This window comes from Saccharothrix sp. HUAS TT1, from assembly GCF_040744945.1.
GTDB lineage: Bacteria > Actinomycetota > Actinomycetes > Mycobacteriales > Pseudonocardiaceae > Actinosynnema.
This window is the reverse complement of the sequence record NZ_CP160453.1, coordinates 3,800,997-3,813,840: the sequence shown is the minus strand read 5'-3', so window position 1 is coordinate 3,813,840 and position 12,844 is coordinate 3,800,997. Positions and strand designations below refer to the sequence as shown.

Annotated in this window: 11 protein-coding genes and 1 rRNA gene; 3 read left to right on the top strand and 9 right to left on the bottom strand. The window is 69.3% G+C overall.

The genetic code is table 11. From position 1 onward, the window contains the following. Window positions 1-317: 317 nt before the first annotated feature. Window positions 318-1,836, bottom strand: a 16S ribosomal RNA gene (locus tag AB0F89_RS18630). 440 nt (window positions 1,837-2,276) lie between these two features. Between AB0F89_RS18630 and AB0F89_RS18625 the strand changes: the two genes are divergently transcribed. From AB0F89_RS18625 to AB0F89_RS18615, 3 genes are read left to right on the top strand one after another with little or no spacing between them, the layout of a single operon-like run. Continuing rightward, the gene (locus AB0F89_RS18625) at window positions 2,277-3,260 is read left to right on the top strand and encodes an MASE1 domain-containing protein (RefSeq protein ID WP_367137854.1); all 984 of its coding nucleotides are present in this window, start codon (window positions 2,277-2,279) and stop codon (window positions 3,258-3,260) included. Next, on the top strand, window positions 3,260-4,333 hold the full coding sequence (locus tag AB0F89_RS18620; protein ID WP_367137852.1) for a lycopene cyclase family protein: 1,074 nt from the start codon (window positions 3,260-3,262) through the stop codon (window positions 4,331-4,333). Before AB0F89_RS18625 ends, AB0F89_RS18620 begins: the two co-directional genes overlap by 1 nt. Before the next feature lie 41 nt (window positions 4,334-4,374). Continuing rightward, window positions 4,375-6,078, top strand: coding sequence for an EAL domain-containing protein (locus AB0F89_RS18615; RefSeq protein WP_367137850.1), 1,704 nt, complete (start codon window positions 4,375-4,377; stop codon window positions 6,076-6,078). A gap of 76 nt (window positions 6,079-6,154) precedes the next feature. On the opposite strand, the gene AB0F89_RS18610 is transcribed toward AB0F89_RS18615, so the two are convergent. From AB0F89_RS18610 to AB0F89_RS18575, 8 genes are read right to left on the bottom strand one after another with little or no spacing between them, the layout of a single operon-like run. Beyond that, window positions 6,155-6,547: a metal-sulfur cluster assembly factor gene (locus AB0F89_RS18610; RefSeq protein WP_367137848.1), complete on the bottom strand. Its 393-nt coding sequence runs from the start codon at window positions 6,545-6,547 to the stop codon at window positions 6,155-6,157. Beyond that, window positions 6,544-6,987 (bottom strand): Fe-S cluster assembly sulfur transfer protein SufU, encoded by a 444-nt coding sequence (sufU, locus tag AB0F89_RS18605; protein ID WP_367137846.1) that lies wholly within the window; start codon window positions 6,985-6,987, stop codon window positions 6,544-6,546. The genes AB0F89_RS18610 and sufU overlap by 4 nt, the downstream gene beginning before the upstream one ends. Beyond that, on the bottom strand, window positions 6,988-8,265 hold the full coding sequence (locus AB0F89_RS18600) for a cysteine desulfurase (RefSeq protein WP_367137844.1): 1,278 nt from the start codon (window positions 8,263-8,265) through the stop codon (window positions 6,988-6,990). Window positions 8,266-8,310: 45 nt separating this feature from the next. Further along, window positions 8,311-9,084, bottom strand: coding sequence for a Fe-S cluster assembly ATPase SufC (gene sufC / locus AB0F89_RS18595; RefSeq protein WP_367137843.1), 774 nt, complete (start codon window positions 9,082-9,084; stop codon window positions 8,311-8,313). Between the two features lie 51 nt (window positions 9,085-9,135). Further along, complete coding sequence (locus tag AB0F89_RS18590) at window positions 9,136-9,456, bottom strand: non-heme iron oxygenase ferredoxin subunit (RefSeq protein ID WP_367137841.1); 321 nt, start codon at window positions 9,454-9,456, stop codon at window positions 9,136-9,138. Further along, window positions 9,453-10,628: a Fe-S cluster assembly protein SufD gene (gene sufD, locus AB0F89_RS18585; RefSeq protein ID WP_367137839.1), complete on the bottom strand. Its 1,176-nt coding sequence runs from the start codon at window positions 10,626-10,628 to the stop codon at window positions 9,453-9,455. The genes AB0F89_RS18590 and sufD overlap by 4 nt, the downstream gene beginning before the upstream one ends. Window position 10,629: 1 nt before the next feature. Next, entirely contained in the window at window positions 10,630-12,075 is a 1,446-nt protein-coding gene (sufB, locus tag AB0F89_RS18580; protein ID WP_367137837.1) for a Fe-S cluster assembly protein SufB, read from the bottom strand. Next, complete coding sequence (locus AB0F89_RS18575) at window positions 12,072-12,770, bottom strand: helix-turn-helix transcriptional regulator (RefSeq protein ID WP_367137836.1); 699 nt, start codon at window positions 12,768-12,770, stop codon at window positions 12,072-12,074. The genes sufB and AB0F89_RS18575 overlap by 4 nt, the downstream gene beginning before the upstream one ends. Between the last annotated feature and the right edge of the window lie 74 nt (window positions 12,771-12,844).

Sequence of the window (12,844 nt, the reverse complement as noted above, 5' to 3'; positions counted from 1 at the left end):
CAAAGAACAACCAGACGCTCTGCCACTACTGTCAACGCCTACCGGCAACCCGGCGGTTCGAAGACGGGCGAAGCCCTGTCGTTTCTCGCTGAGGAAAACACTCGCGTGTTCTCTCAGGACCCAACAGCGTACCGAACAAGAAACCCTGAACCCCTCGATGACCCTTCCACGCTCCCGGAGGAACAGTACTAACTCACCGAGCAATCCGAAGCCTTGCATATAGCCAGCATCCACAATAATGAGCTCCACCCGACGATCGTTCGCCGCCGGCGTGGCCTCCGAACCCGACCGAGATCGAGTCCGCAGATGCTCCTTAGAAAGGAGGTGATCCAGCCGCACCTTCCGGTACGGCTACCTTGTTACGACTTCGTCCCAATCGCCAGTCCCACCTTCGACCGCTCCCCCCAGCAAGCTGGTTGGGCCACGGGCTTCGGGTGTTACCGACTTTCGTGACGTGACGGGCGGTGTGTACAAGGCCCGGGAACGTATTCACCGCAGCGTTGCTGATCTGCGATTACTAGCGACTCCGACTTCACGGGGTCGAGTTGCAGACCCCGATCCGAACTGAGACCGGCTTTGTGGGATTCGCTCCACCTCACGGCTTAGCAGCCCTCTGTACCGGCCATTGTAGCATGTGTGAAGCCCTGGACATAAGGGGCATGATGACTTGACGTCATCCCCACCTTCCTCCGAGTTGACCCCGGCAGTCTCCCATGAGTCCCCGCCATAACGCGCTGGCAACATGGAACGAGGGTTGCGCTCGTTGCGGGACTTAACCCAACATCTCACGACACGAGCTGACGACAGCCATGCACCACCTGTACACCGGCCACAAGGGGGCCAATATCTCTACTGGTTTCCAGTGCATGTCAAGCCCAGGTAAGGTTCTTCGCGTTGCATCGAATTAATCCACATGCTCCGCCGCTTGTGCGGGCCCCCGTCAATTCCTTTGAGTTTTAGCCTTGCGGCCGTACTCCCCAGGCGGGGTGCTTAATGCGTTAGCTGCGGCACGGAGGACGTGGAAGTCCCCCACACCTAGCACCCACCGTTTACGGCGTGGACTACCAGGGTATCTAATCCTGTTCGCTCCCCACGCTTTCGCTCCTCAGCGTCAGTATCGGCCCAGAGACCCGCCTTCGCCACCGGTGTTCCTCCTGATATCTGCGCATTTCACCGCTACACCAGGAATTCCAGTCTCCCCTGCCGAACTCAAGTCTGCCCGTATCGACTGCAGGCTCCACGTTAAGCGTGAAGTTTTCACAGCCGACGCAACAAACCGCCTACGAGCTCTTTACGCCCAATAATTCCGGACAACGCTCGCACCCTACGTATTACCGCGGCTGCTGGCACGTAGTTAGCCGGTGCTTCTTCTGCAGGTACCGTCACTCACGCTTCGTCCCTGCTGAAAGAGGTTTACAACCCGAAGGCCGTCATCCCTCACGCGGCGTCGCTGCATCAGGCTTTCGCCCATTGTGCAATATTCCCCACTGCTGCCTCCCGTAGGAGTCTGGGCCGTGTCTCAGTCCCAGTGTGGCCGGTCACCCTCTCAGGCCGGCTACCCGTCGTCGCCTTGGTAGGCCATTACCCCACCAACAAGCTGATAGGCCGCGGGTCCATCCCATACCGCCGGAACTTTCCACCCACCCCCATGCAGAGGCAGGTCATATCCGGTATTAGACCTAGTTTCCCAGGCTTATCCCAGAGTACAGGGCAGGTTACCCACGTGTTACTCACCCGTTCGCCGCTCGTGTACCCCGAAGGGCCTTACCGCTCGACTTGCATGTGTTAAGCACGCCGCCAGCGTTCGTCCTGAGCCAGGATCAAACTCTCCAATAAGGAATGAGTTCGATCGCTCCGAACAACACTGACAAATAATGTCAGTTGTCCAGTAACAATCTCAAAGGAAAACCTCTTGACGAGGTCATACAATTTACTGGCTATTCGGCACGCTGTTGAGTTCTCAAAGAACACGCGCTCACCATCACGTCCTGCGTCTTACCGCAGTTCATTCCGGGGCTTTGTGTTTCCGGTGTTTCGCTTGTGGTGAAAGCTTAGCGGGTTCGTTTTCGCGGTGTCAAATCGGCCGTTTCGACCTGCTCGACCCCGCGTTGAAGTCGCCCTGCATTCACTTTGTCTTCCGCCGCGCTCCGTTCCGGTCTCTCTCCGGCCCGTTCCGCGCTGGCAGAGAGAAACTTACACGAGCGGCCCGGGATAGTGAAATCGGGGGGTCGGTCAGGGCATCTCCGCAGCTAGGCGTGGTGCCTGTCGGTGGAACGGTGGATGCTGTGCCGGTGCAGCTCTCCCCTCGACTCGTCCGCTACGCGCTCCACGTCGCGGTGGTGGCGGCTTGTTACCACCTCGGCGCGCGTCTCGGTCTTCTCCAGGCTCTGGTCAACGACCAGGTGACACCGCTGTGGCCGCCGACCGGCGTGGCCGTGCTCGCGCTGGTGCTCGGCGGGTTGCGGATGTGGCCGGGTGTCGCGCTGGGCGCCTTCACGGTGAACTCGACGCTCGGCGACTTCGGGGCGACGCTCCTCATCACGGCCGGGAACACCCTGGGGCCGGTGGTGGCCTACCTGTTGCTCAAGAAAGCCGGGTTCCGGCAGGAGATGGACCGCACGCGCGACGCGCTGGCGCTGGTGCTGCTGGCCGGGTTCGTCGGCATGGCGGTGAGCGCGACGGTCGGCTCGACCTCCCTGCTGGTGACCGGCGCGATCGACGGCGGGTTGTTCTGGTCGACGTGGACGGTGTGGTGGACCGGCGACGTGCTCGGCGTGCTGGTGTTCGTGCCGATCGTCCTGGTGTTCCGCGAGCTGCGCCCCCGCGCGCGCTCGGTGCGCTGGTGGTTGGAGGCGGGTGGGCTGGTCGCGTGCACGGTGCTGGTGCTGACCGTGGCGACCACCCACAACCTCCGGGTGATGTACCTGGTGTTCCCGCTGCTGATCTGGGCGGCGCTGCGCTTCCAGCACCTGGGCACGGCGCCGTGCGCGTTGATCGCGACGACGTTGGCGGCACGGGGTGCGGCGCGGGGCACGGGCCCGTTCGCGGACTTGGAACTGGTGGTGCGGATGGTGACGTTGCAGGCGTTCAACGCGACGGCGGTGCTGACGGCGCTGATGCTGTCGGCGGTGATCGCGGAGCGCAACGCCGCGCGGGACGCGGTGGAGCGGACGGTGGCGCAGCTGACCGACGTGGTGTCGCAGTACCAGCCGCTGGTGCTGGGCAACCTGCTGCCGCCGAAGCCGCCGGAGCAGCGCTAGTGGACGTCGTGGTCGTCGGCGGCGGGCCGGCCGGGAGGGCGTTGGCGCGGGCGTGCGCGGCGAGGGGGTTGGGCACGACGCTGGTCGACCCGAGCCCGGCTCGGCCGTGGCGGGCGACGTACGCGGCGTGGGTGGACGAGCTGCCCGCCGACGCGCCGGTGGCGGTGACGGCGGCGCGGGCGCGGGCGGTGACCACCGAGGAACACGTCATCGACCGCGGTTACGCGGTGCTGGACAACGAGCGGCTGCGGTGGCTGCCCGACGGGGTGCGGGTGGTCGCGGGCCGGGTCGTCGGGTGGGCGGACGCGTCGGTGACGCTGGCCGACGGGCGGGTGCTGACCGGTCGGGTGGTCGACGCGAGCGGCACGGCGGGCGGTCGGGCGGCGCAGACGGCGGTGGGCGTGGTGGTGCCCGCCCGGTCGGCGCTGCCGTTCGTGGCCGCCGGCGAGGCGTTGATCATGGACTGGCGCAAGCCGCCCGACGCGACGACGGCCGACCCGACGTTCCTCTACGCGATCCCGGTGTCGGCGGACGAGGTGCTGCTGGAGGAGACGTCGTTGGCCCGCCGGCCGGGGCTGCCGCTGGCCGAGCTGCGGTTGCGGCTGCACGCGCGGTTGGCCGCGCACGGCATCCCGGCGCCGGCGGCCGAGGAGCGGGTGCGCATCACGTTGGACGGGCGGGCGCGGAACGGCGCGTTCGGCGCGGCGGCGGGGTGGATCCACCCGGCGACGGGGTACAGCGTGGCGGCGTCGCTGCGCCGGGCGCCGGTGGTGGCGGACGCGCTCGCGGCCGGGCGGCCGGTGCCGCGCCCGGTCGCGGAACGGGCGGTGCACGCGTTGCGGTCGCGGGGGTTGGCGGCGTTGCTGGCGCTGCCGCCGGACGAGGTCCCGCAATTCTTCCACGGCTTTTTCCAGCTCCCCGGCGAGCTTCAGCGCGACTACCTGGGCATGCCCGATGACCTGGGCGGGACGGTCCGCGCGATGCTCCGGCTGTTCGGCTCGGCGTCCTGGGTTATGCGAGGCCGGATGGCATTCCCTGTGCAATCGGCCAAAAGTGCGGGAACACTCGGTTAACGCTCTCGGCAAATGAAGATCGACCGGGCACGATCGGGGCCGTGCCCGCCTTGCTGGATGACGTCCGGTTCGCCTTCCAGCCGTTGTTCAACCTCCACACCGGAGGGGTCGTCGCGGTCGAAGCGCTCGCCCGGCCGCATGACGGCAGCGTCCACGACCTGCTGCGGATGGCGTTCCGCGCGGGCTACCTGGCCAACACCGACGTGGCGCTGGCGTGCCGGGCGATCCGGCACGCGGCCGACCACGACCTGGGCGTGCCGCTGCACGTCAACCTGCTCGCGTTGACGATCGCGGACAAGCCGGAGCTGATGGCCCCGCTGTACGGCGCGCTGCGCGAGGTCGGGCGGACCCCGGCGGACCTGGTGGTCGAGGTCGGCACGCCGTACTCGCGCGCGCCGCGCCGGTTGCTGGTGCGGGGTGTCGAGCGGTTGCGGCGGGACGGGTTCCGGATCGGGTTGGACGGCGTCGGGGAGGGCGACTCGCCGCTGTCGCTGCTGGCCGAGGTGCAGCCGGAGGTGGTCAAGCTGGACCGCGAGGTGGTGGTGGCGCTGCCCACCGACCCCGCGCGGTACGCGTTGGCGCAGGCGTTGCAGCACCTGTGCGAGCACACCGGGTCGCTGGTGGTGGCCGAGGGCGTGGAGACGGAGGCGCAGCTGGCCGCGCTGCGCCGGCTCGGGGTGCGGCTCGCGCAGGGCAACCTGCTGGCGAGCGCGCAGCGGCGGCCCAGGGTGGACGCGACGATCGCGGCGGTGCTGAGCGAGGTGAACGACCCGGAGGCGGTCAGCAGCACGATGACCGCGCCGCTGCGGCGCCAGGCCGGACCGCGGGTCACCGACTTCCTGCACCCGGCGACCACGCTGCCCGACTCGGCGACGTCCGAGGAGGTGCGGGACGTGCTGGCGAACCAGCCGACGGTCAGCGGCGTGGTGCTGGTGGACGACGGCGGCAGGCCGCGCTGGACGGTGGACCGCAACCGCTTCCTGCTGGCGGTGACGGGGCCGTTCGGGCACGCCCTGCACGCCAAGCGGGAGGCGGCGCGGTTGGCGGACAAGCCGAAGCTGATCGGGGCGGGGTCGAGCGCGTTGGAGCTGCTGGACGTGGTGGCGCACGCCAACCGGGAGCGGACCAACGACGACCTGGTGGTCGTGGACGACGACGACCGGTGCCTGGGCGTGGTGCGGGTGGCGGACGTGGTGCGCGGTGTGGCGGAGATGAAGGTGGAGCAGGCGGCGGCGCTGAACCCGTTGACGCGGCTGCCGGGCAGCGACTCGATCGCGCGCGAGGTGGACCGGCGGATCCTGGGCGGCGAGCTGTTCGCGGTGGGCTGGCTGGACGTGGACGCGTTCAAGGGGGTCAACGACTCGGCGGGGTTCGCGGCGGGTGACGACCTGATCCGGGCCATCGGGCGGGCGCTGGGCGAGGGCTCGGCGGCGTACCCCGGCGTGCAGGTGGGCCACGTCGGCGGGGACGACTTCCTGGTGGTGGCGGGCCTGAACGAGGTCGTGCCGTTCGCCGCGGGCGTGCTCGACGTGCCGTTCGACGCGGAGGGCCGGGCGGTGACGCTGTCGTTGGCGACGCTGATCTGCGCGGCCGGTTCGGTGGGGTCCTACCGGGAGGTGTCGCGGCTGCTGGCGCCGTTGAAGGAGCACGCGAAGTCGTTGCGCGGCACGAGCTGGGTGCTGGGGCGGCCGGGCAGCGACCACGTGGACGTGCTGCGGGGCGGGCCGCACCTGGCGGTGGGCTGAGCCGCACCCCCCTGGAACGCGGGAACCCGCCGACCCGCCGGGGTGGCGGGTCGGCGGGTTCGCCGGTGAGGTCGGGTCAGACGGTGAAGCCGAGGGCGCGCAGCTGCTCCCGGCCGTCGTCGGTGATCTTCTCCGGGCCCCACGGGGGCATCCAGACCCAGTTGATGCGGAAGTCGTCGACCAGGCCGCCGCCACCGCCGCCGACCAGCGCGGACCGGGTCTGGTCCTCGATGACGTCGGTCAGGGGGCACGCCGCCGAGGTCAGCGTCATGTCGATGAGCGCGACGTTCTGCTCGTCCACCCGGATGTCGTAGACCAACCCGAGGTCCACGACGTTGATGCCCAGTTCGGGGTCGACCACGTCGCGCATGGCCTCCTCGACGTCGTCCACCGCGGCCACGTCGGCCTTCGGCGCGGGCGGCTCGGGCATGCCCTCGATGCCGCGCACCACGTCCTCCTCGGTGCTCATGCCTTCGCTCCCTCGCTGCGTGCCACCGCGTCCTTGAAAGCCATCCAGCCCAGCAGCGCGCACTTCACGCGCGCCGGGTACTTCGCCACGCCCGCGAACGCGATGCCGTCCTCCAGCACGTCCTCGTCGGGCTCGACCTGACCGCGACCCTGCATCAGCTCGACGAACGCGTCCATCTTCTCGAACGCCTGGTCCAGCGGCCTGCCGACCACCAGGTCGGTCAGCACCGAGGTCGACGCCTGGCTGATCGAGCAGCCCTGACCGTCGTAGGACACGTCCTGGACGGTCCCGTCGGCCAGCTTGACCCGCAGCGTCACCTCGTCGCCGCACGTCGGGTTGATCTGGTGCGACTCGGCGTCGAACGGGTCGCGCAGGCCGCGGCCGTGGGGGTTCTTGTAGTGGTCCAGGATGATCTCCTGGTACATCTGCTGAAGCTGCACCTACACCACCCCGAAGAACTTCTGCGCCTCGCGGACGGCGTCCACCAGCGCGGTCACCTCGTCCAGCGTGTTGTACAGGTAGAAGCTGGCCCGCACGGTGGCGGCGGCGTCCATCCGCCGGTGCAGGGGCCACGCGCAGTGGTGGCCGACGCGCACGGCGACGCCCAGGCTGTCCAGCACCTGGCCCGCGTCGTGCGCGTGGATGCCCTCCACGACGAACGACACGGCGCCGCCGCGGTCCACCACGTCCAGCGGTCCGACGACCCGCACGCCGGGGATGCCGGCCAGGCCGCGCAGCGCCGCCTCGGTGAGCAGGTGCTCGTGCGCGGCGATCCGGTCCATGCCGACGGCGTTGAGGTAGTCCACCGCCGAGCCCAGCGCCACGGCCTGCGACGTCATGGGCACGCCCGCCTCGAACCGCGCGGGCGGCGGGGCGAAGGTGGACTTCGCCATCTGGACCATCTCGATCATCGAGCCGCCGGTGAGGAACGGCGGCAGCGCCTCCAGCAGCTCCCGGCGGCCGTAGAGGACGCCGATGCCGGAGGGCCCGAGCATCTTGTGGCCGCTGAACACGGCGAAGTCCACGCCGAGCGCGTGGAAGTCGACCGGGGCGTGCGGCACGGACTGGCAGGCGTCCAGCACGGACAGCGCGCCGACCGCGCGGGCCGCGTCGGCCAGCACCCGCACCGGGTTGACGGTGCCGAGCACGTTCGACTGGTGGGTGAACGCGACGACCTTGGTGGCCGGGGTGATCAGCGAGTCGATGTCGGACAGGTCGAGCCTGCCCTCGTCGGTGACGCCGAACCAGCGCAGCGTGGCGCCCGTGCGGGCGGCCAGCTGCTGCCACGGCACGAGGTTCGCGTGGTGCTCCATCTCGGTGACGACGATCTCGTCGCCGGGTCCGATGCGGAACCGCTCGGCCTCCGGGCCCGAGGTGGACGCGTTGCCCATCGCGTACGCGACGAGGTTCACGCCCTCGGTCGCGTTCTTGGTGAACACGATCTCGCCGTAGTCCACGCCCACGAAATCGGCGATCTTCTGCCTGGCGCCCTCGTAGGCGTCGGTGGCCTCCTCGGCCAGTTGGTGCGCCCCGCGGTGCACCGCAGCGTTGGCGGTCTCCAGGAAGGCGCGCTCGGCGTCGAGGACCTGCCTCGGGCGTTGCGAGGTGGCGCCGGAGTCCAGGTAGACCAGCCGCTTACCCTCCCGCACGGTGCGTCCCAGGATCGGGAAGTCCGCCCGGACGGTAGCGACGTCCAGCGGGGTGACGGTGGTGGTCACTGCTCCGACGCCTCCTCTCGGTACGTGTTCACGAACGGTGCAACGTCACGCGATGCCGGCGGCTTCCTGCTTGCCGATGTACTTCACGTAACCTTCGGCCTCCAGCTGGTCGGCCAGCTCGGGGCCGCCGGACTCGGCGATCCGCCCCGCCGCGAAGACGTGCACGAAGTCGGGCGAGATGTACTTGAGGATCCGGGTGTAGTGCGTGATCAGCATGACGCCGACGTCACCGGACTGCTTGTACCGGTTCACGCCCTCGGACACGACGCGCAGCGCGTCGACGTCCAGGCCGGAGTCGGTCTCGTCGAGGATGGCGACCTTCGGCTTGAGCAGCCCGAGCTGCAGGATCTCGTGCCGCTTCTTCTCGCCGCCGGAGAAGCCCTCGTTCACCGAGCGCTCGGCGAAGGCCGGGTCGATGTCCAGGTCGGACATCGCCCCCTTGACCTCCTTGACCCAGTGGCGCAGCTTCGGCGCCTCGCCGCGGACGGCGGTGGCGGCGGTGCGGAGGAAGTTCGACATCGAGACGCCGGGCACCTCGACCGGGTACTGCATGGCGAGGAAGAGGCCCGCGCGGGCGCGCTCGTCCACGGTCATCTCCAGCACGTCCTCGCCGTCCAGCAGCACGCTGCCGGAGGTGATCCCGTACTTGGGGTGGCCCGCGATGGCGTAGGACAGGGTGGACTTGCCCGAGCCGTTGGGGCCCATGATCGCGTGGGTCTCGCCTGCGTTGATGGTCAGGTCGACGCCCTTGAGGATTTCCTTGGAGCCCTCGTCGGTGTTGACCGAGACGTGCAGGTCCTTGATCTCGAGAGTGGCCATCGGTGCTTCGTTCTCCTGGTGTTGCAAGCGAAAGTCAGTTCGTAGCCAAGGTCAGTTCACGGCCGCGGTGACGTCCACGAGGACGTCGCCGCCGCGGAGTTCGACGGCGTACACGTCGACCGGCTCGGTGGCGGGCGGCGAGGACGGGCGGCCGGTGCGCAGGTCGAAGCACGACCCGTGCAGCCAGCACTCCACGCCCTTGCGCGTCACCTCGCCCTCGCTGAGCGCGACCTCGGCGTGCGAGCACAGGTCGCGCAGCGCGTGCACGGTGTCGCCGTCGCGGACGAGCAGGACCGGGGTGCGCTCGTCGCCGACCTCGAACGCGACCGGCTTGCGGTCGTCGAGGTCGGTCAGCGAGCACACCCGGATCACGCGCCCACCGCTTCCAGCTCCGCCTCGATGGCGGCTTCCAGGCGCTCGCGCACCTCGGGAACGGCGATCTTGAGCAGGATCTCGTGGAAGAACCCGCGCACGACGAGCCGGCGGGCCTGCTCCTCGGGGATGCCGCGGGCCTGGAGGTAGAACAGCTGCTCGTCGTCGAACCGGCCGGTGGCGCTGGCGTGGCCCGCGCCCTCGATCTCGCCGGTCTCGATCTCCAGGTTGGGCACCGAGTCGGCGCGCGCGCCGTCGGTGAGCACCAGGTTGCGGTTCAGCTCGAACGTCTCGGTGCCCTCGGCGGCGGCGCGGATCAGCACGTCGCCGATCCACACGGTGCGCGCGTCCTCGCCCTGCAGCGCGCCCTTGTAGACGACGTTGCTGCGGCAGTTGGACACCGCGTGGTCGATGAAGGTGCGGTGCTCCAGGTGCTGGCCCGCGTCGGCGAAGTACAGGCCGAGCAGTTCGGCGTCGCCGCCGCGCCCGGTGTAGGTGACGACCGGGGTGAGCCGGACGACGTCGCCGCCGAGCGTGATGACGGTGTGCTTGAACGTGGCGTCGCGGCCCAGCTTGGCGTGGTGCGCGGAGACGTGCACCGCGTCGTCGGCCCAGTCCTGGATGGCGACCACGGTGAGGTGCGCGCCGTCGCCGACGACGAACTCCACGTTGTCGGCGTACGCGCCGGAGCCGCGGTGGTCGATGACCACGACGGCCTCGGCGAACGGCTTGGCGTGCACGTGCAGGTGGCCGTAGGCGACCTGCCCCGCGCCCGGGCCGGTCACGGTGATCGTGGTCGGCTCGGACTTCGCGTCACCGGGGAGGGTGACGACGGTGGCCTCGGCGAACGAGGTCCACGCCTGGGCGGCGACGCGGTCACCGGGGGTGCCCGCGACGCCCAGCCGCTCGTCGCCGCGCGCCGCGGTCTCGACCGCGACGCCCTCGGCGGCGTCGACCTCGACGGTCGCCGCGCCGGTCGCCTCGGCGCCGTTGTGCAGGTTCGCCAGGCGCTTCACGGGGGTGAAGCGCCAGATCTCCTCGCGACCACCGGGCACCTCGAACGCGTTCACGTCGAAGGACGTGAAGTGGTCCGCGCGCGAGGAGATCGGGGCACCCGCACCGTGCGAGTGGGCCGTCAGGCCGTGTTGCTGGTCTTCGGTGGTGACGGCCATGTCAGCCGACGGCCCCTTCCATCTGCAGCTCGATCAGGCGGTTCAGCTCGAGGGCGTACTCCATCGGCAGCTCGCGCGCGATGGGCTCGACGAACCCGCGCACGATCATCGCCATGGCCTCGTCCTCGTTGAGGCCGCGGGACATCAGGTAGAACAGCTGGTCCTCGGAGACCTTGGAGACCGTGGCCTCGTGGCCCATCGACACGTCGTCCTCGCGGACGTCGACGTACGGGTAGGTGTCCGAGCGGCTGATGTTGTCCACCAGCAGCGCGTCGCACTTGACCGTGGACTTCGAGTGGTGCGCCCGCTTGTTGACCTGGACCAGGCCGCGGTAGGAGGTGCGGCCGCCGCCGCGCGCCACCGACTTCGACACGATCGTGGACGACGTGTGCGGCGCCATGTGGACCATCTTCGCGCCCGCGTCCTGGTGCTGGCCCTCGCCCGCGAACGCGATCGAGAGGACCTCGCCCTTGGCGTGCTCGCCCATCAGGAACACGGCCGGGTACTTCATGGTCACCTTGGAGCCGATGTTGCCGTCGATCCACTCCATGGTCGCGCCCTCTTCGGCCTTGGCGCGCTTGGTGACCAGGTTGTAGACGTTGTTCGACCAGTTCTGGATGGTCGTGTAGCGGCAGCGGCCGCCCTTCTTGACGATGATCTCCACGACGGCGGAGTGCAGCGAGTCCGACGAGTAGATCGGCGCGGTGCAGCCCTCGACGTAGTGCACGTAGGCGCCCTCGTCGACGATGATCAGCGTGCGCTCGAACTGGCCCATGTTCTCGGTGTTGATCCGGAAGTAGGCCTGCAGCGGGATGTCGACGTGCACGCCCTTCGGCACGTAGATGAACGAGCCGCCCGACCACACCGCGGAGTTCAGCGCGGAGAACTTGTTGTCACCCGACGGGATGACGGAGCCGAAGTACTCCTTGAACAGCTCCGGGTGCTCGCGCAGGGCGGTGTCCGTGTCGAGGAAGACGACGCCCTGCTCCTCGAGGTCCTCGCGGATCTTGTGGTAGACGACCTCGGACTCGTACTGGGCCGCGACACCGGAGACCAGGCGCTGCTTCTCCGCCTCCGGGATGCCCAGCCGGTCGTAGGTGTTCTTGATCTCGTCGGGCAGGTCGTCCCAGGTCGCCGCCTGCTTCTCGGTCGACCGGACGAAGTACTTGATGTTGTCGAAGTCGATGCCCGACAGGTCGGAGCCCCAGGTCGGCATGGGCTTGCGGTCGAACAACCGCAGCGCCTTGAGCCGGAACTCCAGCATCCACTCGGGCTCGTTCTTCTTGGCCGAGATGTCCCGAACGACGTCCTCGTTCAGGCCCCGGCGAGCGCTCGCGCCTGCCACGTCCGAGTCGGACCAGCCGAACTCGTAGTTGCCGATGCTCGCCAGGGTCTCTTCCTGGGTGAGCGGGGCTGTGGTGGTGCGCTGCTCGGCAGCGGCAGTCATGCGGGCTCCCCTCCATCTGGGATCCGGGGTGTGTTCGGGATGTGCGTCGTGCACACGGCGTCGCCGCGGGCGATCGTGGCCAGGCGCTGGACGTGCGTGCCGAGCAGGCCGGCGAACGCCGCCGTCTCGGTCTCGCACAGCTGCGGGAACTCCGCCGCGACGTGGGCCACCGGGCACAGGTGCTGGCAGAGCTGCTCGCCCGCTCCCACGTGGCGCGCCGAGGCAGCGTAGCCCTCCCTGGTCAACGCCACCGCGAGGGCCTTGGCCCGCTCCGCGGCGTCCGGCTGGGCCACGATGGCCGCGCGGTGCCGGTCGACGAATGCGGACACCCGTCGCTCGGCGAAGGTTCGTACCGCCTCCTCCCCGCCCTGTTCGGCGAGGAACCGCAACGCGGCCACGGCGAGGTCGTCGTAGGCGTGCCCGAAGCGGGCCCGCCCCTGCTCGGTCAGCAGGAAGAGCTTGGCCGGGCGACCCCGGCCGCGCTGACCCCGGGGGGCCTCCCTGCTGGTCGCCTCGCCGTCGGCCACCAGCGCGTCGATGTGCCGGCGCACCGCCGTGGGGCTCAGGCCCAGCTGCTCCGCGACCGAGGCCGCGGTGACCGGGCCCTGCTCCAGGAGGAGCCGTGCGACGGCGTGCCGGGTACGCCCGTCGTGCCCGGACGGCACAGCGGTCGATTCGATCCCGGCGTTTTTCACAACACCAGTGTTGCGTATTTCGTCGGACCTCGCAAAGATCGGCCCGGGTCGGGTGACCCGAGTCACGCGTCCCG

Bases quoted from the DNA above. Each gene is read 5' to 3' on its own strand.
- sufB (WP_367137837.1), bottom strand. From the start codon at position 12,075: ATGACTGCCGCTGCCGAGCAGCGCACCACCACAGCCCCGCTCACCCAG.
- sufC (WP_367137843.1), bottom strand. From the start codon at position 9,084: ATGGCCACTCTCGAGATCAAGGACCTGCACGTCTCGGTCAACACCGAC.
- AB0F89_RS18610 (WP_367137848.1), bottom strand. From the start codon at position 6,547: ATGAGCACCGAGGAGGACGTGGTGCGCGGCATCGAGGGCATGCCCGAG.
- sufD (WP_367137839.1), bottom strand. From the start codon at position 10,628: ATGGCCGTCACCACCGAAGACCAGCAACACGGCCTGACGGCCCACTCG.